The sequence below is a fragment of the Citricoccus muralis genome (assembly GCF_029637705.1).
Taxonomy (GTDB): Bacteria; Actinomycetota; Actinomycetes; order Actinomycetales; family Micrococcaceae; genus CmP2.
This window is the reverse complement of the sequence record NZ_CP121252.1, coordinates 1,817,426-1,838,683: the sequence shown is the minus strand read 5'-3', so window position 1 is coordinate 1,838,683 and position 21,258 is coordinate 1,817,426. Positions and strand designations below refer to the sequence as shown.

The 21,258-nt window shown below is 62.1% G+C and carries 16 protein-coding genes; 13 read left to right on the top strand and 3 right to left on the bottom strand.

Annotated features, from left to right (window positions below; translation table 11 throughout):
- Positions 1-50: 50 nt before the first annotated feature.
- The 3 genes from secD (at position 51) to P8192_RS08390 (ending at position 5,253) form a co-directional block, all read left to right on the top strand.
- A complete protein-coding gene (gene secD / locus P8192_RS08400) occupies positions 51-1,808 on the top strand; it encodes a protein translocase subunit SecD (protein WP_278156149.1) in 1,758 nt (585 codons plus the stop codon).
- The gene (gene secF, locus P8192_RS08395) at positions 1,805-2,836 is read left to right on the top strand and encodes a protein translocase subunit SecF (protein ID WP_278156147.1); all 1,032 of its coding nucleotides are present in this window, start codon (positions 1,805-1,807) and stop codon (positions 2,834-2,836) included. The genes secD and secF overlap by 4 nt, the downstream gene beginning before the upstream one ends.
- Before the next feature lie 119 nt (positions 2,837-2,955).
- Positions 2,956-5,253 carry a RelA/SpoT family protein gene (locus tag P8192_RS08390; RefSeq protein ID WP_278156145.1) on the top strand — a complete coding sequence of 766 codons (2,298 nt, stop codon included), beginning with the start codon at positions 2,956-2,958 and terminating at the stop codon, positions 5,251-5,253.
- Positions 5,254-5,258: 5 nt separating this feature from the next.
- Here the strand turns inward: P8192_RS08390 and P8192_RS08385 are convergent, their stop codons facing one another.
- Together P8192_RS08385 and P8192_RS08380 are read right to left on the bottom strand one after the other, a co-directional pair.
- Positions 5,259-5,543 carry a hypothetical protein gene (locus P8192_RS08385; RefSeq protein ID WP_270105127.1) on the bottom strand — a complete coding sequence of 95 codons (285 nt, stop codon included), beginning with the start codon at positions 5,541-5,543 and terminating at the stop codon, positions 5,259-5,261.
- Positions 5,544-6,003: 460 nt separating this feature from the next.
- A complete protein-coding gene (locus P8192_RS08380) occupies positions 6,004-7,530 on the bottom strand; it encodes a DUF349 domain-containing protein (protein ID WP_270105128.1) in 1,527 nt (508 codons plus the stop codon).
- A 163-nt stretch (positions 7,531-7,693) separates the two neighbouring features.
- On the opposite strand from P8192_RS08380, the gene hisS reads away from it, so the two are divergent.
- Both hisS and aspS read left to right on the top strand, forming a co-directional pair.
- Positions 7,694-9,052 carry a histidine--tRNA ligase gene (hisS, locus tag P8192_RS08375; RefSeq protein ID WP_278156143.1) on the top strand — a complete coding sequence of 453 codons (1,359 nt, stop codon included), beginning with the start codon at positions 7,694-7,696 and terminating at the stop codon, positions 9,050-9,052.
- A 35-nt stretch (positions 9,053-9,087) separates the two neighbouring features.
- Positions 9,088-10,902 (top strand): aspartate--tRNA ligase, encoded by a 1,815-nt coding sequence (aspS, locus tag P8192_RS08370; protein ID WP_270105130.1) that lies wholly within the window; start codon positions 9,088-9,090, stop codon positions 10,900-10,902.
- Between the two features lie 4 nt (positions 10,903-10,906).
- Here the strand turns inward: aspS and dtd are convergent, their stop codons facing one another.
- A complete protein-coding gene (gene dtd, locus P8192_RS08365) occupies positions 10,907-11,365 on the bottom strand; it encodes a D-aminoacyl-tRNA deacylase (RefSeq protein ID WP_270105131.1) in 459 nt (152 codons plus the stop codon).
- 77 nt (positions 11,366-11,442) lie between these two features.
- On the opposite strand from dtd, the gene P8192_RS08360 reads away from it, so the two are divergent.
- From P8192_RS08360 to aroC, 8 genes are all read left to right on the top strand, one after another.
- Complete coding sequence (locus P8192_RS08360) at positions 11,443-12,858, top strand: replication-associated recombination protein A (RefSeq protein WP_278159772.1); 1,416 nt, start codon at positions 11,443-11,445, stop codon at positions 12,856-12,858.
- A 238-nt stretch (positions 12,859-13,096) separates the two neighbouring features.
- Positions 13,097-13,726, top strand: coding sequence for a 30S ribosomal protein S4 (gene rpsD, locus P8192_RS08355; RefSeq protein WP_270105132.1), 630 nt, complete (start codon positions 13,097-13,099; stop codon positions 13,724-13,726).
- Between the two features lie 198 nt (positions 13,727-13,924).
- Complete coding sequence (locus tag P8192_RS08350; protein ID WP_278156139.1) at positions 13,925-14,257, top strand: hypothetical protein; 333 nt, start codon at positions 13,925-13,927, stop codon at positions 14,255-14,257.
- Positions 14,258-14,263: 6 nt separating this feature from the next.
- Positions 14,264-16,957 carry an alanine--tRNA ligase gene (alaS, locus tag P8192_RS08345; protein WP_278156137.1) on the top strand — a complete coding sequence of 898 codons (2,694 nt, stop codon included), beginning with the start codon at positions 14,264-14,266 and terminating at the stop codon, positions 16,955-16,957.
- A 5-nt stretch (positions 16,958-16,962) separates the two neighbouring features.
- Positions 16,963-17,511, top strand: a complete 549-nt coding sequence (ruvX, locus tag P8192_RS08340; protein WP_278156134.1) for a Holliday junction resolvase RuvX — start codon at positions 16,963-16,965, stop codon at positions 17,509-17,511.
- Positions 17,504-19,054, top strand: a complete 1,551-nt coding sequence (gene mltG, locus P8192_RS08335; RefSeq protein ID WP_278156132.1) for an endolytic transglycosylase MltG — start codon at positions 17,504-17,506, stop codon at positions 19,052-19,054. The genes ruvX and mltG overlap by 8 nt, the downstream gene beginning before the upstream one ends.
- A 14-nt stretch (positions 19,055-19,068) precedes the next feature.
- The gene (locus P8192_RS08330; RefSeq protein ID WP_278156131.1) at positions 19,069-19,944 is read left to right on the top strand and encodes a shikimate dehydrogenase family protein; all 876 of its coding nucleotides are present in this window, start codon (positions 19,069-19,071) and stop codon (positions 19,942-19,944) included.
- 52 nt (positions 19,945-19,996) lie between these two features.
- Positions 19,997-21,232, top strand: coding sequence for a chorismate synthase (aroC, locus tag P8192_RS08325; protein WP_278156128.1), 1,236 nt, complete (start codon positions 19,997-19,999; stop codon positions 21,230-21,232).
- Positions 21,233-21,258 lie beyond the last annotated feature (26 nt).

Here is a 21,258-nt window from a genome sequence, read left to right as displayed (position 1 = left end):
CGTATTGCCCGGGTGTGTCCACCCAGCCTTAACTGAAAGTCCAGCTCACTATGTCCTCATCGACAAGCTCCGGCCGTCCCAAACGAACACTCGGATGGCTGGGAGCTATCATCGTTGTGCTGACGGCCGTACTTGGCATCGGCATCGCCACAAACCAGACCACTGGTGCTCCACTTCTTGCGCTCGACCTCGAAGGCGGTACCCAGATGGTGCTGTCTCCGGAGACGGCCGGGGGAGAGCAGGTCAGTTCTGAGCAGATGGACCAGGCAGTGGAGATTATCCGCCAACGTGTCGATGGTTCAGGCGTCTCGGAAGCAGAAATCAATGTTCAGGGCGGCAACACGGTTGTGGTGTCCTTGCCAGGTACTCCGGACTCACAGACGCGTGAATTGATCCAGGCGTCGGCAAATATGGAATTCCGCGCGGTGATCAGCGGCGCACAGGGTACGGCGACACCAGAAGAGAACCAGACGGCACTGGAAGATTTCCCAGAGCCTACGGCAGAGCCGGCAAATGGTTCCGATCCCAACTGGGTCACCCCAGAACTGGCCGACGAATTCCAGAAGCTCGACTGTGCTGCCTTCCTCGCCGAAGGAAATCGTGAGCCGGTGCCTGAAGATGAACCGATGGTCTCGTGTGACCCGCAGTACGGCATGAAGTACATCCTGGGGCCGGTTGAAGTTTTCGGTACCCAGATCTCGGATGCGGACTTCGGTATGGCCTCCGCTCCGGGCGGTATTTCCACAAACCAGTGGGCCGTAAACCTGTCATTCGATAGCGAAGGTACGAGCGCATTCCGTGAGGTCACTCAGCGAATTACCCCGCTGGAGAGCCCCCGCAATCAGTTCGCCATCGTGCTCGACGGCACGATCATTTCGGCTCCGTCGTCCAACGCTGTTATCTCAGACGGTCGGGCACAGATCACGGGTAACTTCACCGAAGTCACAGCACAGGCACTGTCGGAGCAATTGCAGTACGGTGCGCTTCCGATTAGCTTCAATATCGAGTCGGAGCAGCAGATCTCGGCAACTCTGGGTCAAGACCAGTTGTATTGGGGTCTGATAGCCGGTTTGATCGGTTTAATCCTCGTTGCCGCTTACCAGTTCTATCAATATCGTGCACTGGGACTGGTCACACTGTCGTCGCTGGTCGTGGCGGGCATCCTGACTTACCTGGCGATCGTTCTCTTGGGATGGTCCGATAATTACCGGCTGTCCCTGGCCGGTATCGCCGGCATTATCGTTGCTATTGGTCTGACAGCGGACTCCTTCATCGTCTACTTTGAGCGCATTAAGGACGAAATGCGTGCCGGAAGGCCACTGGCACAGGCCGTGGAATACGGTTGGGCGCGCGCAAAGCGGACAATCACCGTGTCAAAGGCCGTGAACCTACTAGCGGCTGTGGTGCTGTACTTCGCCGCCGTGGGCAACGTGCGTGGCTTCGCATTCACGCTGGGTCTGACCGCCGTGGCCGACCTCTTGGTCGTCTTCATGTTCACGCATCCGGTGATGCAGCTGTTGGCACGTACGAGATTCTTCGCCTCGGGCCACCCGCTGTCTGGAATGGATCCCTCGCTTCTCGGCCAGGAGCCGCTGTACAAGGGGGCAGGTAAAGTCCGCGAATTCAAGACAGTCGAGCAGGCTGCGCCCGCGCGGGGTAAGCGTAATAAAGGTTCTTCGAAGGAAGCTCAACGTCGCCAGACCATCGCCGAGAAACGGCGTCTGGAACGTGAAGACCAGCTAGGACTGTCTTCGGGACAGCAGACATCTGAGTCAGTGGACGCAGGATCGTCGGAGGGAAAGAAATGAGCCGCTTGGCGACCTGGGGCAACGAGCTCTACACAGGCAAGAAGTCCTATCCCTTTGTTCACCGGTGGAAGCTGTGGTTCGTCATTGCTGCCATCCTTCTCGTCATCTCCGGAGGGCTCACGTTGGCCCGCGGCGGCTTCAACATGGGCATTGAATTCCGCGGCGGATCTGAATTCACCGTCTCCGGCGTATCCAACACGGACCCCGCTGCGGGGGAGTCCGCCGTGACCGACGTGGTGCCTGAAACCGTGGTCACTGCGACGAACATTGCACCGAACACCATGAGGGTTCAGACTGAGCATTTGGACGACAACCAGACGCTCGAGGTCGCAGCGAACCTGCAGGAGGCATACGGGGTCGGTGCCGACAATGTGACCTCCACGTTCGTTGGCCCTACCTGGGGCCAGGCGGTGAGCCAGCAGGCTGCCATCGGTCTGATCATTTTCGTGGTGCTGGTCGCTTTGCTCATGGCGTTGTATTTCCGCACCTGGAAGATGTCCCTCGCTGCCATTATCGGACTGTTTTACGTTGTAGCGCTGACGACTGGTATCTATGGTTCAACGGGTTTCGAAATCACACCATCGGCCATCATTGGTTTCCTGACCATTCTGTCGTATGCCTTGTATGACACCGTCGTGGTCTTCGATAAAATCCGCGAAAATACGGACAACCTAGAAGAAGACGTTCAACGCACGTTCTCGGAGAACGTCAACCTTGCGGTGAACCAGACCTTGGTACGTTCTATCACCACCTCGATCGTCGGAATTCTGCCGGTTGGTTCAATTCTCTTCATTGGTGCCGGGCTTCTAGGCGCGGGTACCTTGCGCGATATCTCGCTGGCGATTTTCGTCGGCATTATCGTTGGCACCTTGGCGACTTTGTTCATCCAGGCACCGTTGTATGCGCTGCTTCGACGCCGTGACAGCAACGTTCAGGAACACGATGCGCGGATCCTGCGTAAGCGTAGCTCTGGTAGCGGTGAAGGTGATGCGCCCGTCACCGAGCCCAGCGCAGTCTCTAACGTCTAGGCTGTCCTCACGCCCCAGATTGGTATTGGGCGGCAACTGGGACTAATGTTTCACCCACCGGTAACGGTGACAGGCATCATGCTTTGGTCGCCTTGGGCGCCACGAGGGGAGGGGACGACATGACGGATTCCACCGACGCTACGTCATCGGATGCGTCCTCAACGTCTGCTGCTGTCAATTCTCGCCGCCCACGAGGACGCCTTGCGCGTCTGACCGGTCGCCCAGTGGTCGGCGGGTACTCGCCGATCTTGGAACCCCTGATCCGCACGTTGAAAGTTCGGCACCCGAAATCCGATCTTGATCTCGTTATCCGTGCTTTCGCCGTCGCAGAGAAGTATCACGAGGGGCAAAAGCGGAAAAGCGGCGATCCGTACATCACCCATCCGGTCGCGGTGGCGACCATTCTGGCGGAACTCGGTCTGACAGGTACTACCTTGGCCGCCGCCCTTTTGCACGATACTGTCGAAGACACCAGCTACTCACTGGACCAGCTCAGTCGCGAATTCGGTGAGGAAACGGCGCTACTGGTCGACGGTGTGACGAAGCTGGACAAAGTGAAGTTTGGCGCTGCGGCGCAAGCCGAGACCGTCCGCAAAATGGTTTTGGCCATGGCCAAGGATGTACGCGTGCTGTTGATCAAGCTCGCAGACCGGCTTCACAATGCCAGAACTTGGCGTTACGTGCCGCCCGAGTCCAGCGCCCGCAAAGCGAAAGAGACCCTGGAGATCTATGCGCCGCTCGCGCATCGTCTCGGAATGAACACCATCAAGTGGGAGCTTGAGGACCTGTCTTTCGCTGCATTGTGGCCCAAGGTGTACTCGGAGATCGTCCGGTTGGTCGGGGAGCGAACCCCGGAACGGCAACAGAATGTTGCCCAGCTCAGCGAACAGATCGAGCGCGAACTCCGCGACGCCAAGATTCGGGCAACCCTGTCAGGACGGCCCAAGCATTACTACTCGATCTATCAGAAGATGATCGTGCGCGGAAAAGAGTTTGACGAGATCTACGATCTTCTCGGTGTCCGCGTGTTGGTCGATTCTGTACGGGACTGCTACGCGGCACTGGGTGTTCTTCACGCGAAGTGGTCTCCGATTCCGGGCCGGTTCAAAGACTATATTGCGATGCCGAAGTACAACATGTACCAATCGCTCCACACCACCGTCGTCGGCTCCGATGGCAAGCGTGTTGAGATCCAGATTCGCACGCATGAAATGCACCGCCGAGCTGAATACGGCGTTGCCGCTCACTGGCGCTATAAGGATGCTGGGGCCGAGGAGAACGGCGACGCGACACCGAATTGGTTGCGTGCCGTCCTGGACTGGCAGAAGGACGCCAAGGACCCGAACGACTTCCTGGACTCATTGCGCACCGAGATCGGAGCGGCCGAGGTCTATGTCTTCACTCCGCAAGGCGAGATTAAAGTGCTCCCTGCTGGATCTACCCCCGTGGACTTCGCCTATTCGGTGCACACAGAAGTCGGTGACCGGACCATCGGTGCCCGGGTCAACGGGCGTCTGGTACCACTGAATTCCCCGCTCAATCATGGCGACTCTGTCGAAATCTTCACGTCGAAAAGTGAAGACGCGGGTCCCAGCCAAGATTGGTTGGGGTTCGTACGCAGTGCCCGCGCACGCAACAAGATCCGGCATTGGTTCTCCAAGGAACGCCGCGACGAAGTCATCGAAGTCGGAAAAGACGCGCTGACCAAATACGCCCGCAAACAATCGTTGCCGCTGAGCCAAGTCATGAGCACAGACGCATTGGGCACGGTAGCTGAAGAGCTGGGCCTGGCGGACGTCTCCGGGCTCTACGCTGCTATCGGCGAAAACAACGTCTCCGCCCAGAATGTCTTCGAACATATCCAGGCACTTCTTGAGCCACCGGAGCCGCCTCAAGAAGAGTACTTCGATACTGGCGCGATGCCGCAGGTCAGTCTGCCCAGTCGGCATTCAGATTCTGGTGTCATTATTCCGGGCACTGGCGAAGTTATGGCTAAACTGGCCCGCTGTTGTTCTCCGGTTCCACCAGACGACATCGTCGGGTTTGTCACCCGCGGCTCGGGAGTCTCCGTGCACCGGACTGACTGTCAGAACGTCGAGAACCTGAAAGCCGAGCCTGAACGTCTTGTCGACGTGGAATGGGCTCCGACCCAGGACTCTGTGTTCGTCGTAGAGATTCAGGTGGAGGCTCTCGACCGCAAGTCGTTGCTGTCCGATGTGACTCGTATTCTCGCCGAGCACCACGTCAACATTCTCTCGGCCTCCGTGAAGACGCGGCGGGATCGAGTTGCGGAGTCGCAATTCGTCTTCGAGATGGGCGATCCAGCGTATCTTCAGCACGTGTTGAACTCCATCCGCCGCATTGACGGCGTCTACGACGTCTTCCGTACCTCGGATAAAGGACAGCGTAAGACCTAACACCGTCACTCGGCGGTCGCATCGAGCAACTCATTCAATCGCTGGATCGCGCGGGCCATGCCGGCTTGGTAACTGCGATAGGTAAAGCGAGCGAGTAACTCGTCACGAGAGCAGTGACGCAACAGTAGTCGCAATTGAACCGGGTCCACATCTATCGGCGACAGCCGAAGAAGATCCTCCATCGTCTGCTCGGGGATCGTGCACCGTACCGGCCCGATCATCTGAACATCGGTCTCCCAGCCCTTGCCTGAAACCAGGGCGCCACCGGTGACTCCCTGGCGCAGTCTCAACGGCAACTCTGTCGGTATCCGGGAAGGCCGATGATACCGAGGCACGGATGCTTCGAAGCAGATGGGTGGGCATCCACCCGTATGGATCCACCGGGCCGTTTGGAGTTCGGCCGTCCACAAACCACCGATCAGTCGTTGCCCCATGATCGACACTACATGCGCCCGAGTTTCAGCTGTGTCGGGCTGGTCCGCACTCACATAACAGTCGCCCAATCCGCGGCGAAGTAGTCCAGTGCGGGCCATCGACTGGAGCTCGGCATGTATGAGGCCGGGCCCTGGAGTCCAGAGCCACGGTGGTTGCCCCTCCTTTGAACCGATCCTCTGAACCGGGATGGCGAGATTCTTCATGAAGTGATCGTCCCAGCAAAAAGCGGTGGCCCTGTCGAAACAGGACCACCGCTGTGGATGACTCACCGGGGAAGCCCGCGCTGTGGACGACCCCGGAGCATCAGATCAAGAATCAGTTGGAATCTGCAGATGCCTGCAGGGTCTGCAACCAGAGCTTGCGGGCATCGAGTGCTTCCTGGGCCTTCTTGATGGCCTTCTCGTCGTTGCGTTCCTGGGCCTGGGCCAGATCCTGCTCGAGTCCGGCGATGGCGTCTTCAAGCTGGGACAGAGCGGAATTCGTGCGAGCCTTGGTTTCGGGGTTGGTCCGCTGCCAGTGCTCCTGCTCCGCCTGAGAGAGAGCCTCCTCGAGACGACGGAAACCAGATTCCATCCGTCCGATGTCCTTGCGCGGAACCTTGCCCGCGTCGTCCCACCGTCCGCGCAGCTCATTGATGGCGGCCCGGGCACGATCGACATTCTTGAACGGCAGCAGCTTGTTGCCCTCTTCGAGAATGGCCTCCTTGACCTTCAGGTTCTCCTCGAATTCGCGGTCGATTTCGTCATTGGCCGACTTCCGGGCATTGAAGAACACGTCCTGCGCGGCACGAAAACGTGTCCACAATGCATCGTCTTCACGGCGTGAGGCGCGGGGTGCGGCTTTCCATTCCGACATCAGATCGCGGTACTTCATCGCGGTCGTCGCCCAGTCTGTGGACGACGATAGCTCTTCAGCACGTGCGATGAGGCGTTCCTTGACCTTCTTAGCTTCCGCATTGGTCTGATCCAGCTGTGAGAAGAAGGCGCGGCGGTGCTTGTCGAAGGTCGAGCGTGCTGCACGGAATCGCTTCCACAGTTCGTCCTCTTCGGGCTTCGGCAGTCGGGGACCCTTCTTCTGGGTCGTCTTCCACTGCTCGAAAAGCTCGGTCATGCGGCGCGAGGAGTCTTTCCACTGAGTGCGCTGCGGATCCTGCTCGGAGATGGTTACCGCTTCGTCGACGATCGCTTTACGAGCCGTGCGCTGTTCTTCGACTGCCTTGTGATGCGCTTCCTTCTCGACGGTGCGGCGCACCTCCAGCGTGGTCTCCAGCGACGCGATGCGCTTGCGCAGCGCCACCATGTCACCGACCATCTTGCGTTCATCGGTAGTGGCCTGCAACTGTCCCAGAGCCTTGCGGAGGTCAGCGGTCGAGGTGTCCGTTGCCAAACGCTGCTCCAGAAGAAGAACCTGCGACATCGCGTCGTCGTACTTGCGCACGAAGTAGGCCAGCGCCTCATCCCGAGGAACATCGGGAACCTGCCCGACGGGAATACGATCGTTGCCGTCGATCAGCACCACATGTCCGTCTTCGGTGACTTCGGCAAACTGGCGTGCGTCATCCACCTCAGTGCGGTGAGTCGGCACGGCGGGGGCTACCGGTGGTTGCTGCGCTGCATGCGCTTCGGCGGCAGGCTTGGCAATCGAAGCCGGGGAAGCGGGCTGAGCGGGGCGAACCGAAGCCGGAGAGGGCACGGGACGCGGCTTCTGGGGAGCCGTCTTTTCGGGAACAGCCGGCGTGTCGGTCGGCTGATGCGCCTCGGTGCTTGCCGTTGACTTCAGAGCGTCGTCAACGTCCTGCTGTGCTTCGGAATGGGGGACGTCGGATTCTTGACTGTGGGTCACCGCTGGAACTCTCTGTGCTGGATCGTGCTGGCTTGAGCACGTCGAGACGAAACATGGTCACGAATAGCCTACCGTCAACGGCATAGAATGACAGGTGGGTTCCGCGCCTGAGCGCCGAATCCATGACCTTCGTCCCCGTTGCACGACCAGAAAGTGCTGATTCATGTCACGCAAAGCGTCCCTGTCTGGCTTCCACGAGTGGCTCCCCGCCGAACGGCTGGTGGAACTGCATGTTCAGGACACGCTGCGTCGTGTCTTCGAACTTCATGGGTTCGCCAATATCGAGACGCGTGCGGTGGAGACCCTGGGAACGCTGTTGCGCAAGGGCGAGATCGATAAAGAGGTTTATGCAGTATCGCGACTGCAAGGTGAGGCACCCGAGAAGGCTGAGGATACGAACCGGCTGGCCCTGCACTTCGACCTGACGGTGCCTTTCGCCCGCTACGTAACCGAGAATGCCGGTCACCTGGCTTTCCCTTTCCGCCGCTACCAGATTCAGAAGGTGTGGCGTGGCGAGCGCCCTCAAGAAGGACGCGCCCGCGAATTCACCCAGGCGGATATCGACGTGGTGGGCGAGGGCACGCTGCCGTTCCGGTACGACGTCGACGTCGCGCTGGTGATGGCCGAAGCACTCTCCGAACTGCCCATCGGCGATTTCACCATTCGGATCAACAACCGGAAACTGGCCGAGGGCTTCTACCGGGGGGTCGGTCTGAACGACACCGCAGGCGTGCTCCGTTGCATCGACAAGCTCGAGAAGATCGGTGAAGACGAAGTGGCTCGCCTATTGCGCGAAGAAATCGGCGCTACCGATGAGCAAGCACAGAAGGCACTCGCCTTGGCCCGGATCCGGACCGAAGATCCCAGCTTCGTCGATCAGGTCCGCGCCCTTGACGTTCATGACGAACTTCTCGAAGAAGGTCTCTCCGAGCTGGCCGAGGTGATCGGGCAACTGCACCGGCGGATGCCGGGTCGCGCTGTGGCGGATCTGTCGATCGCGCGGGGTCTGGATTACTACACGGGCACGGTGTACGAGACCATGCTGGATGGACATGAACAGCTCGGCTCTATTTGCTCCGGTGGCCGTTATGACTCGCTGGCGACCAAGGGCAACCGGACCTTCCCCGGCGTGGGACTTTCCATCGGGGTGACTCGTCTCGTGATGCGGATGCTTTCGCAACAGATGGCTGAGGCTTCTCGTTCCGTCCCCACCGCGGTGTACGTCGCGCTGACACAGGATGAGGATTGGGAGACCGCCCTGGACACGGCGGCCCTGTTACGTTCTCGTGGGGTGGCGGCCGAAGTGGCGGTGCGCGCCGAGAAATTCGGTAAGCAGATCAAGTACGCGGACCGCCGCGGAATTCCGTACGTCTGGTTCACCAGCATCAACGACGGCGTACCGAACCACGAGGTCAAGGACATTCGCAGCGGCGAACAGGTGGCGGCCGATCCTCACACGTGGGCTCCGGCGGCCGAGGACCTGGCACCGACCGTGTCCGCGCCGACGTCGGACATCAACTAAACTTCAGCGAAGTATTCACTACCGGAAGGACTACCGTGCTGCGCACGCATCAGCTCGGCGAGCTCAACGCCGAGCACATTGGACAGACCGTCACTGTGGCTGGATGGGTCGCCCGCCGACGCGACCACGGAGGCGTGGCCTTCGTTGACCTGCGTGATGCCTCGGGCTTCGCCCAGGTGGTGGTGCGTGACGAGAAGGACTTCGATCCGCTGCGTAACGAATTCGTGCTGCGTGTGACCGGGACGGTCGAGAAACGTCCTGCCGGCAACGAGAACCCGAACCTGCCTTCCGGCGAGATCGAGCTGATCACCGACACCGTCGAGGTGCTCAACACCGCCGATCCGCTTCCGTTTCAGATTGATGAACACGTGGAGGTGGGCGAGGAAGCCCGCCTGCGGCACCGGTATTTGGACCTGCGTCGCCCGCAGCCGGCGAAAATCATGCGACTGCGCTCGGACGTCAACCGTGCTGCGCGTGACCTGCTGCACGAGGAAGGGTTTATCGAGGTCGAGACCCCGACCCTGACTCGCTCCACCCCGGAAGGTGCGCGCGACTTTCTGGTCCCAGCCCGCCTGGCGCCCGGATCCTGGTACGCCCTTCCGCAGTCACCGCAGCTGTTCAAGCAGCTGCTCCAGGTCGGCGGCGTCGAACGCTACTTCCAGATCGCTCGCTGCTACCGCGATGAGGACTTCCGCGCTGATCGTCAGCCCGAGTTCACCCAGCTCGACATCGAGGCCTCCTTCGTGGAGGAAGACGACGTCATCGCCCTGGGCGAGAAGATCATCGCATCGCTGTGGTCACTGATCGGGGTCGAGATCTCCACCCCGATTCGCCGAATGACCTACGCCGAGGCCATGGAAAAGTACGGTTCTGACAAGCCGGATCTGCGGTTCGGTCTGGAACTGACGGACCTGACCGAGTACTTCCGCAACACCCCGTTCCGCGTGTTCCAGTCCGACTACGTCGGCGCCGTGGTGATGCCCGGTGGTGCGTCGCAGCCGCGCCGCACCCTGGACGCCTGGCAGGAATGGGCGAAGCAACGCGGCGCCAAGGGACTTGCCTACGTGCTGATCCAGGAGGACGGCTCGCTGGGTGGCCCCGTGGCGAAGAACATCACCGACGAAGAGAAAGCCGGCTTGGCCGAAGCCACCGGTGCCCAGCCGGGCGACTGCATCTTCTTCGGTGCCGGAACCGCCAAGGACGCTCGTGCACTGCTCGGTGCAGCGCGCGTGGAGATCGGTCACCGTGTGGGACTCATTAAGGCCCCCGGTGAGGTGCCGATCGAAGAGCAGGACTGGGCTTTCGTCTGGATCGTGGACGCTCCGCTGTTTGAGCCGGCGGCCGACGCGGTGGCTTCCGGCGACGTTGCCGTGGGCTCCGGATCCTGGACCGCGGTGCACCACGCGTTCACCTCGCCCAAGCCCGAGTTCCTCGACACCTTCGACACGGACCCCGGCTCGGCGTTAGCGTACGCCTACGACATCGTCTGCAACGGCAACGAAATTGGTGGCGGCTCCATCCGTATCCACCGCCAGGATGTGCAGAAGCGTGTGTTCGGCGTGATGGGCCTCAGCGAAGAAGAAGCTGATGAGAAGTTCGGCTTCCTACTCGAGGGCTTCAAGTACGGGGCCCCGCCGCACGGCGGTATCGCCTTCGGCTGGGACCGCATCGTCGCTCTGCTGGCCGGCACCGACTCCATTCGCGACGTCATTGCCTTCCCGAAGACGGGCAACGGCTTTGATCCGCTCACCGCGGCACCAGCTCCCATCACCCCGCAGCAGCGGAAGGAAGCTGGCGTCGACGCAAAGCCGGAGCCGAAGAAGGACGAAGTAGCCCCCGAGTCCGAGTAATTCGTCAGCTGGTAGAGCGCCGGGGCCTACGCAACTCATCGCTATCGATGAGCACCGTGAAGGGTCCGGCGTTCACCAAGCTGACGTCCATCATGGCGCCGAAACGTCCCGTTTCAACCCGAGCGCCAAAACCCCGTAGCGTCTCGACGACGCGGCGGTACAGCGGCTCTGCTTGGTCCGGGCGCGCCGCATCGGACCACGAAGGACGCCGACCACGGCGGACATCGCCATAGAGGGTGAACTGGCTGATCACGAGCAACGGTGCACCGGAGCTCTCGCAGGACGCCTCGTTTTCCAAGATGCGCAACCGGTAGAGCTTCTCCGCGAGGAGATCGGCCTCCGACTCGGTATCGACGGTGCTGACACCGACCAGTACGGTCAGTCCAGGTTCGTCGATCTGTCCCACCACCTCATCATCGACGGTGACCTGGGCGCGACGGACTCGTTGTACAACTGCCTTCATGCGAACAGTGTAGGCACAGGCTCGTTCGATCGAAGAGGCGCAATGCGCCGCGTCAAGGAGAGGGCTACGCTGGAATGGTGAGTGATCTCTTCAGCTCGATCGGCGGAGTCGAGCCTTCCGACGGCCCCGCTGAGGTGGAATCCGCCACCCTGTCCGGATCCGGACACTCCGCCGCCCCCTTGGCCGTGCGCATGCGTCCGCGGTCTCTGGACGATGTGGTGGGACAGCAACACTTATTGGCACCGGGTTCGCCGTTGCGCAAACTGGTCGAAGCCGAGCCCTCGGGCCTGCGTTCTGCGACCGGACCCTCCTCGCTGATTCTCTACGGGCCTCCGGGGACCGGAAAGACAACGTTAGCCACGGTGATCGCCCGCGGTACCGGGCGAAAATTCGTCGAACTCTCCGCCATTTCCGCCGGGGTCAAAGACGTACGCCGGGTCATGGATCAGGCGCTGACCGATCGGGACCTCCACGGACGCACCACGATTTTGTTCCTCGACGAGATCCACCGGTTCAACAAGGCGCAGCAGGATGCGCTGTTGCCCGGGGTGGAAAACCGCTGGGTTGTTCTGGTGGCGGCCACCACCGAAAATCCGTCCTTCTCCGTCATCTCGCCACTGCTCTCGCGATCACTGATGCTCACCTTGAAGCCGCTGACCGATAAGGACATCACCGGTCTCATCCACCGCGCCATCGATGACGAACGCGGTCTGGGCGGGGGAGTGGTCGCCGACGACGAGACGGTCGAGTACCTGGTCCGCATGGCGCAGGGCGATGCGCGTCGGGCGCTCACCACACTGGAAGCAGCCGCGGGGGTGGCGCTGGACCAGGCCGACAACCCCGAAGGCCCGGTTCCGATGACCCTGGACGACGCCGCACGCGCCATGGACCGGGCCATCGTGCGCTACGACAAAGATGGCGATCAGCACTACGATGTGATCAGTGCATTCATTAAATCCATCCGCGGATCCGACGTGGACGCGTCGCTGCACTATCTGGCGCGGATGATCGAAGCCGGTGAGGACCCGCGCTTCATCGCACGACGACTCATCATCTCGGCGTCCGAAGACATTGGGATGGCTGACCCGACCGCACTGCAGACTGCGGTTGCGGCGGCCCAAGCGGTGCAGATGATCGGGATGCCGGAAGGGCGGATCCCGCTGGCCGAGGCGGTGGTGCACCTGGCCACCGCGCCTAAATCGAACCGAGCGTACGAAGGCATCAACAAGGCCATGGCGGATGTTCAGGCGGGCAAGGGCGGTGTCGTTCCGCTGCATCTGCGTGATGCCCACTATCCGGGGGCCGCGGCGATGGGTCACGGAAAAGGCTACATTTACGCCCATGACGCCCCGCACTCGGTGGCTGCCCAGCAATACCTGCCTGACACTCTGGCCGGCCGCGAGTATTACCAGCCAACGTCCAATGGCGTGGAGCGAACCCTATCGGACCGAGTGGCCGCGCTTCGTCGCCTGCTTCGAGGCGAGCGGGGCTAGCGTCGCCTGGTTCAGGCTCAATGCTTGATCGTGCTAGGATGGTCTGCTGTCTGGCACAACTGTGCTCACTGAGCACGTGTTGGTAGTAATGACGGGCGACGGCATGCCCCTCAGCTCTCCGGTGTTGATTCATTGCGGAGGCCAGGATTCGCCGGCTCTTCGTTCACCCATTCTGCGGTGTTCCTTGTCGCTGAGCGATAACAAACCAGATCATGCCGTATGACAAGAAAGGTCCCTCGTGGCTAACCGCACCCTTCGCACCCGCCGCACCGTGCGCCACTCGCGCGCGCTCGGCATCGCTCTGACCCCCAAGGCAGAGAAGTACATGGAGCGCCGTCCGTACGGTCCCGGCCAGCACGGCCGCGCCCGTCGTCGCGCTGACTCCGACTACGCTGTGCGTCTGAAGGAGAAGCAGCGTCTCCGCGCTCAGTACAACATCCGTGAGGCGCAGATGCGCCGCTACTACGAAGAGGCCAAGCGCCAGTCGGGTCTGACAGGTGAGACTCTCATCGAGCTGCTCGAGTCGCGTCTGGACGCCCTCGTGCTGCGCGCTGGCTTCGCCCGCACCATCCAGCAGGCACGCCAGCTCGTCGTACACCGCCACATCCTGGTCGACGGCCAGCGCGTGGACCGCCCGTCCTTCCGCGTGAAGCCGGGCCAGCTGGTGCACGTGCACACCCGCTCCGAGAAGATGGTCCCCTTCCAGATCGCCGCTACCGGCGCTCACCAGGAAGTGCTGCCCGCCACCCCGGGCTACCTGGACGTTGAAATCGACAAGCTGCAGGCTAAGCTGACTCGCGCCCCGAAGCGCTCCGAGGTCCCCGTGACCTGTGAAGAGAACCTCGTGGTCGAGTACTACGCACGCTGATCCTCGACGGCTCCAGCCGTTGATACCGCTTCGGCCCGGAACACCTGTTGGTGTTCCGGGCCGAAGCTTTTCCCGGGGAATCACGGCGCAGCTGTACCGCGTTCTCATCTAACCTCCATGAATTTCGGTACAGTAGTCCAGGATGTGTGAACGAACGGCAGGACGAGAGTTGCTCGGCCTGCGGGAAAGGACGTGCCGGTGATCAAGCGCGTACTGCTGATCGGAGTGGGAGCCGCCGCAGGGTGGTTCGGACACTCCTTGATCAACAAAGGCCGCGACGCCGCCGTCGTGCAGGCCGAAGAATCCCTCCGCACCACCTTTGCGCCCGAGAACCTCGGTCGTACCGCGGGCCAGGCAGCCGCCACCGCGTTGTCCGAAGGTGCCCGATCGTTCATTGGCCAGCTGCGCGCCGAGATTCCCGGCTGGTCCACTCAAGCCGACGACATCATCACCGGCACCGCATCGGATGTCACGCGTACGTCGTCCCCCGTTACTCCCACTGACCCGTCTCACCCCCGGAAGCAGGCATAAGCAGGAATGAAGTCGCACGAGATCGCGAAGACCTGGACGACGTTCTTCGAATCGAAGAAGCACACCGTGGTGCCCTCGGCCTCCCTGGTGTCTCCAGATCCTTCCCTGCTGTTCACCATCGCCGGGATGGTGCCCTTCATCCCGTACTTCCTGGGTCAGCAGACCCCGCCCTTCTCGCGGGCTGTCAGCGTGCAGAAATGCATTCGTACCGCCGACATTGAAGAAGTCGGTAAGACAGTACGTCACGGCACGTTCTTCCAGATGTGCGGCAACTTCTCCTTCGGGGACTACTTCAAAGAGACCGCCATCCCGATGGCCTGGGAGCTGCTCACCACCTCTCAGGCCGACGGCGGTTTCGGTCTCGACCCGGAGCGGCTGTGGGTTACCGTCTACGAGGAAGACGATGAAGCCGAGCGCATCTGGCGCGACGTTGTGGGTGTACCCGCCGAGCGAATCCAGCGTCTGGGTGCTGCAGACAATTACTGGCACACCGGCGGTTCCGGCCCCGGCGGACCAGACTCCGAGATTTTCTACGACCGCGGTCCCGAATACGGGCTCGATGGCGGGCCAGCCGTGGACGACACCCGCTATATCGAGATCTGGAACCTGGTATTCATGCAGTACCAGCTCGGTGAGGTACGCTCCGCGGTGGACTTTGACGTGATCGGCGAGCTCAAGCACAAGAACATCGACACCGGCATGGGACTGGAGCGCCTGGCGATGATCCTGCAGGGCGTCAACAACATGTACGAGACCGATCAAGTGCGTCCGGTGCTCGACCGTGCCGCCGAGCTGGCCGGCAAGAGCTACACCTCCTCGGAAGACCCGCAGGACCCCAGCTACGACGACGACGTCCGGTTGCGCGTGGTGGCCGACCACATCCGCTCCGCGCTAATGCTGATTTCCGACGGTGTGGTCCCCGGCAACGAGGGCGGCGGCTACGTGCTACGCCGCCTCATTCGCCGTGCCGTCCGCGCCATGCGCCTGATGGGAGTCACCGAGCCGGTGCTGCCGCAACTGCTGCCGGTGTCCCGCGATGCCATGAAGGGCACCTACCCGGTTGTCGAGAATGATTTCGAGCGCATCGCCCGGATCGCCTACGCAGAGGAGAAGGCCTTCCTACGCACCATCACGGCCGGTACCTCGCGCCTGGAAACGGCGGTGTCCATCGCACGCGCAGAGAATGGCACCCTGTCCGGCGCCGATGCTTTCGAGCTGCATGACACGTATGGTTTCCCGATCGATTTGACTCTGGAGATGGCCGCTGAGGCCGGAGTCAGCGTCAACGAGACCGAATTCCGCCGGTTGATGACCGAGCAGCGCGACCGGGCCCGCCAAGACGCGAAGTCTAAGAAAGCTGGCCATGCCGACATCAGCGCCTACCGAGAACTCCACGCCGCTGGCGACACGGTGTTCACCGGCTACACCGAGCACACCACTGAATCACAGATCCGAGGCCTGTTGCTGGATGGCCAGCCGGTTGGCTTCGGGCAGTCCGGTCAGGAGCTCGACGTCGTCCTCGACGCCACCCCCTTCTACGCTGAAGCGGGTGGCCAGGCTGCAGACACGGGTTTGATCACCGGTGACGGGTTCGTGTTGGAGGTCAAGGACGTCCAGGCGCCGGTCAAGGGTTTGAGCGTGCACCGCGTCGTCGTCAAGGAGGGCGAGGTGCCCGCCGGGGCCAACGCCCTGGGACAGATCGACCTGCGCCGTCGTCTCGACGCACAGAAGGCCCACACCGGCACCCACCTCATCCACTCGGCACTGCGCCAGGTGCTGGGCAACGAGGCCACCCAGGCCGGTTCTTTCAACAAAGAAGGCTATCTGCGCTTCGACTTCCGCTGGCAGGATGCCCTGAGCGATGGTGCCAAGCAGGAAGTCGAAGAGATCGCGAACCTTGCCATCCGCGACAACCACACCGTGGTGACCCGCGAAATGTCGCTGGACCAGGCGAAAGAGGCCGGTGCCATGATGCTCTTCGGTGAGAAGTACGGCGACCAGGTGCGCATGGTGGAAATCAACGGCGCTTGGTCACGTGAACTCTGCGGCGGCACCCACGTGGGGGCCACTACAGAGATCGGAACCCTTGCGTTGCTCGGCGAACAGTCCGTGGGCTCCGGCAACCGACGTGTGGAGGCTTTTGTCGGCTTGGACGCCTTCCAGCACTTCGCTGCGGAGCGCACCTTGCTCAACCAGCTCACCGAGATGCTGAAGGCACCCGCCGACCAGGTTCCAGACCGGGTCGCTGCGACCCTGGCAAAGCTGCGCGAGGTGGAGAAAGAACTGGCCACCCTGCGTTCGGCGCAGCTACAGGCCGAAGCCGGGCGCATGCTCGACGCCGCCGAGCCGGTCGGTTCCGTCACTCTGTTGTCCCGCCACCTCGGCGCCGTGGCGTCTGCCGATGACCTGCGCAGCGTCGTCATGGACCTGCGTGCGCGACTCGAACAAGCGGGCAAGGAATCGGTCGTCGTCGCGATGACCGCCGAATCCAAGGGCCGTCCCCTCGTGGTGGTAGCCACCAACCAGGGCGCACGTGACGCCGGTGTCAAAGCTGGCGCGCTGGTCAAGATCGCCTGCGGTGTACTCGGTGGCGGTGGCGGCGGCAAAGACGATCTGGCCCAGGGTGGTGGATCCCGGCTGGACCAGGTCGAGACGGCTCTACAAGCCCTGCGTGACGCTACGTTGCAGAACCAGAGCTGAACACCATGAGCACCACCGCCACCACTCCGCCTCAGCGCCCCCGCGGTGCCCGCTTGGGCATCGACGTCGGTCGCGCGCGGGTGGGGGTGGCCGCGAGTGACCCAGGCGGAATCCTGGCCACCCCGGTGGAGACACTCTTCCGTGACCCCAAGAAGCGGTTCGACCAGCGCATCATCGTCAAACAAGCGGTCGAGCGCGGGGCAACCCTGATCTACGTGGGATACCCGCTCAATCTCCAGGGGGAGGAGACTGCCTCCACGCTCGATGCGGTGCAGTACGCCGAACAGCTGCGCCGACTGTTAGACAGGAACGAATCGGGGATCGAGGTCCGCCTGGTGGACGAGCGGCTCAGCACGGTCAGCGCTAGCCGTGACCTGCATGAAGCCGGGAGAACCACGCGGGAACAGCGTTCGGTGATCGACCAGGTGGCGGCGGTTCATATTCTTCAACACGCCCTGGACATGGAACAATCTCAGGGTGAGAACATCGGGCGTGTGGTTGTCATGACCGAAACGCCACAACCCACGGAAGGGGCGGCACAGTCGCATGAGTGATGATGCACCTCGTCCTGAGGGCGACTCCCCGCCGCTAACACGCCGCCAACTGCGCGAGCGTGACCGAGCCGCGCAGTTGGCCCGTGAAGAGGCGGCCACGCCCAAACCCACGCAAGCCGGGTCATCCGAGCCAGGTGAACCACCTCAGCCCACTGAGCGTAATATGGACGAAAAGAAATCGCCAGCGCCTGAACGGATTTTGCCAGCACCGGTGCCGAGCCGCGATCGCGGGCTCGGCGACGTCCCGCCGTTCCCCCGCGATGAGCGCCGGTACCCCACAGAATTTGAGCCGGCCGAGGCGACAAGGACACCTGCCGGGCCAGACGCTGACGCTGCTGTTGACGGTCATGACGGTCATGACGACTACGCAGCCGACGCGGACCATCATGCGGCGGAGACCATTCTGCCGGTCACTCCAGCACCGGGGTATCAGACCGTGGGCGGTGGCACAGTAACGGTCAGTGAGCAACGCCTCGAAGAGCGTCGGCGTCGCCGTCGTCGCATGATGATCGTGATGGCATCGTCGCTGTTGGTGTTCGTCCTGGTGCTGGTGGGCTTGGCCTACGGCATCCGTTCCGTGTTCAATCTGGGCGAGCCCGACGATTTCCCCGGACCGGGTGGCGAGGAAGTCACCTTCACCGTGAACCCAGGCGAAGGCGCGATCGTTATCGGCAACCGCATGGTGGAAGAAGACATCGTCGCTTCCACCCAGGCGTTCCTCAATGCGCTCGACGACGTCGACACCACACAAACCATTCAGCCCGGTGAATACGCCCTGCGTGAGGAAATGCCGGCCTCGGATGCTGCCGCAGTGCTACTGCGCGTCGGCGCCGCCAGCGTGGATTACGTGCCCGTCAACAGTGGAATGCGCATCACCGAGGTCTTCGAAGCCCTGGCAGAACAGACGTCGTATTCCGTAGAGGAATTCGAAGAGGCCGCGGCGGACCCCACCGTGTTTGGGCTCCCGGCGGAGGCCAACAGCCTGGAAGGCTACATCGCCGTCGGTCAGTACCGATTCGAACGCGGTTTGAGTCCCGAGGAGATCCTTCAGCAGACGGTGGATCCGACGATTACGGAGTTCGAGCGTCTGGGCATCACCGACGAGCAAGAACAGTATGATCTCGTCACCATCGCTTCTATTCTCGAAGCGGAGGCGCGTCCTGATGATTATGCCCGCGTGGCCGGGATCATCAATAACCGCCTGCGTCCGGACAACAGCGAAACCAATGGCCTGCTGCAGATCGATGCTACGGTGATCTACGGCCTGGGCATCCGCAACCTGCAGTTCACGGCAGAAGAGCGACAAGACGCGTCCAACGAGTACAACACCTACGTCCACCCAGGTTTGCCTCCGGGCCCGATCGGTGCTCCCTCCATTGCGGCGATTGACGCCGCGGCCGAGCCCGAGGACAACTCGTACTATTACTGGATCACAACCAATATTGAGACCGGTGAGACCAAGTTCTCCGAAACCCTTGCGGAGCACCAGCAGTACCAGCAGGAATTCCGCCAGTACTGCGCAGACAACCCGGATTACTGCTGAAAGTAGAAACCACCGTGCCCCAACGGAAGGCAGCCGTCCTCGGCCACCCCATCGACCACTCGAAGTCCCCACCGCTGCATACCGCCGCCTATGACTACTTACAGCGTGACATCAACTACGGCCGGCACGACGTGACGGTTGACGAGCTGCCAGGATTCGTCGCGGGGATCCGCTCCGAAGACCGGAAGACCTCGGACTGGTTGGGTTTCTCCGTCACCATGCCCCTCAAGGGTGGGATGGTGCCGCTGATGGACGAGCTCTCGGATCGCGTACAGCGACTGGGTTTCCTCAACACCGTGGTCTTCGACGCCGACGGGCGTGCGACCGGGCACAACACCGACGTCGACGGCATTGTCGAGGCCCTGCGCTTCGCCGGCGATGACGCGACCAGGGTGGGCGGCACCATGGGCATCCTCGGGGGCGGCGGTACCGCTGCAGCCGCGATTCTGGCCGCGCATCTGATGCAGATGGACGGGGTGTCGCTGCTGGTTCGCACCCCAGACAAAGCCACGGACCATCTGGAATTGGCTCGTAGTTATGGTCTAGAAGCCACCGTGGGTCATCTGGATGATTTCGCAACCGAAGCCCCGGGACACCGGGCGCTGGTCTCCACTCTGCCACCGCGCGCAGCGGATGAGGTTGCGTCCACGATCTCAGCTGGAGCACTGCCGCCGCTGCTGGATGCCGCTTATGATCCCTGGCCCTCCCGTTTAGCTCTCGATTGGAATGAGCGCGGCGGGCAGGTGGTCTCCGGGTTGGAAATGCTGTTGTATCAGGCCGTGGAGCAGGTGAGGCTCTTCACCGCGCGAGTTGACGAGAACACCGACGTCGACTGGTCAGCTATGACCGCGGCGATGGCCCACGCGGTAGGTCTGCCTCCCCGTCACTGAGATATTCGACATGATCCCCCAGGGGGATCCTCGACATGAAAGAATCAACCCCATGGTTCGTTGGCTTACAGCAGGAGAGTCGCACGGTTCGGCTCTGGTTGGGATGATCGAAGGGTTGCCCGCGGGAATCCCTGTCACCACGCAGGAGATCCAAGACGCCTTGGCGCGTCGTCGTCTCGGCTATGGTCGCGGTGCCCGGATGAAGTTCGAACAGGACCAGGTGACGCTGATTGGCGGCGTGCGCCACGGTTCCACGCTGGGATCACCCATCGCCATTGAGATCGGCAATACCGAATGGCCCAAATGGGAGAAAGTGATGTCTCCGGATCCGGTGGATCAGGCCGAACTGGAGGGTCTGGCGCGCAACGCTGCGCTGACCCGTCCCCGCCCCGGCCACGCTGACATGGCTGGCATGCAGAAATACGGCTTCGACGAGGCCCGTCCGCTGTTGGAGCGCGCTTCCGCCCGTGAAACGGCCGCGCGTGTGGCGCTGGGGCGAGTGGCACAAGCCTTCCTGCAGGAGCTCGGAATCACCACTGTCTCACACACCACCGCTGTCGGAACCGTGAGCTCCCCGGAAGATGCCGTGCTGCCGGCACCGAGCGATGTCAACTACTTGGACGCGGATCCGCTGCGGTGCTTCCACGCCGACACTTCGGCCCGCATGGTGACCGAAGTTGATGCCGCACACAAGGAAGGCGAGACCCTGGGCGGTGTCGTCGAGGTGCTTGTATACGGGGCTCCGGTGGGACTGGGCTCCCACGTGCACTGGGATCGTCGACTCGATTCACGTCTGGCCGCCGCGTTGATGGGTATCCAAGCGATCAAGGGGGTGGAAGTCGGAGACGGCTTCGCCACCGCTACCCGCCGCGGTAGCCAGGCCCACGACGAGATTGTTCGCGGCGAGCAGGGCGACCCAGTGCGCACCTCGAACCGCGCCGGCGGTATCGAAGGCGGCATGTCGACCGGGGGAGTGCTGCGCGTGCGTGCCGGAATGAAACCGATTGCCACCGTGCCACGGGCACTGGCCACTGTCGACACGTCCACCGGTCAGGCCACGAAGGCACACCACCAGCGCTCGGATGTGTGCGCGGTTCCAGCCGCCGGCGTGGTTGCCGAAGCCATGGTGGCACTCGTCGTCGCCGACGCCGTGATGGAGAAGTTCGGGGGAGATTCTGTGTCGGAGACACGCCGGAATCTTGAGTCCTTCCGCGCCGCGCTGGCACCGATCCCCGAACCAATCTCTGAGGATGAGGCGACGGGATCGATGGGCGATCCGCTCCAGTGACGGCGGCACCAGGTCGGTCGACCGGT

Bases quoted from the DNA above. Each gene is read 5' to 3' on its own strand.
- secF (WP_278156147.1), top strand. From the start codon at position 1,805: ATGAGCCGCTTGGCGACCTGGGGCAACGAGCTCTACACAGGCAAGAAG.
- P8192_RS08390 (WP_278156145.1), top strand. From the start codon at position 2,956: ATGACGGATTCCACCGACGCTACGTCATCGGATGCGTCCTCAACGTCT.
- dtd (WP_270105131.1), bottom strand. From the start codon at position 11,365: ATGAAGGCAGTTGTACAACGAGTCCGTCGCGCCCAGGTCACCGTCGAT.
- mltG (WP_278156132.1), top strand. From the start codon at position 17,504: ATGAGTGATGATGCACCTCGTCCTGAGGGCGACTCCCCGCCGCTAACA.
- secD (WP_278156149.1), top strand. From the start codon at position 51: ATGTCCTCATCGACAAGCTCCGGCCGTCCCAAACGAACACTCGGATGG.
- hisS (WP_278156143.1), top strand. From the start codon at position 7,694: ATGTCACGCAAAGCGTCCCTGTCTGGCTTCCACGAGTGGCTCCCCGCC.
- aroC (WP_278156128.1), top strand. From the start codon at position 19,997: ATGGTTCGTTGGCTTACAGCAGGAGAGTCGCACGGTTCGGCTCTGGTT.
- alaS (WP_278156137.1), top strand. From the start codon at position 14,264: ATGAAGTCGCACGAGATCGCGAAGACCTGGACGACGTTCTTCGAATCG.
- ruvX (WP_278156134.1), top strand. From the start codon at position 16,963: ATGAGCACCACCGCCACCACTCCGCCTCAGCGCCCCCGCGGTGCCCGC.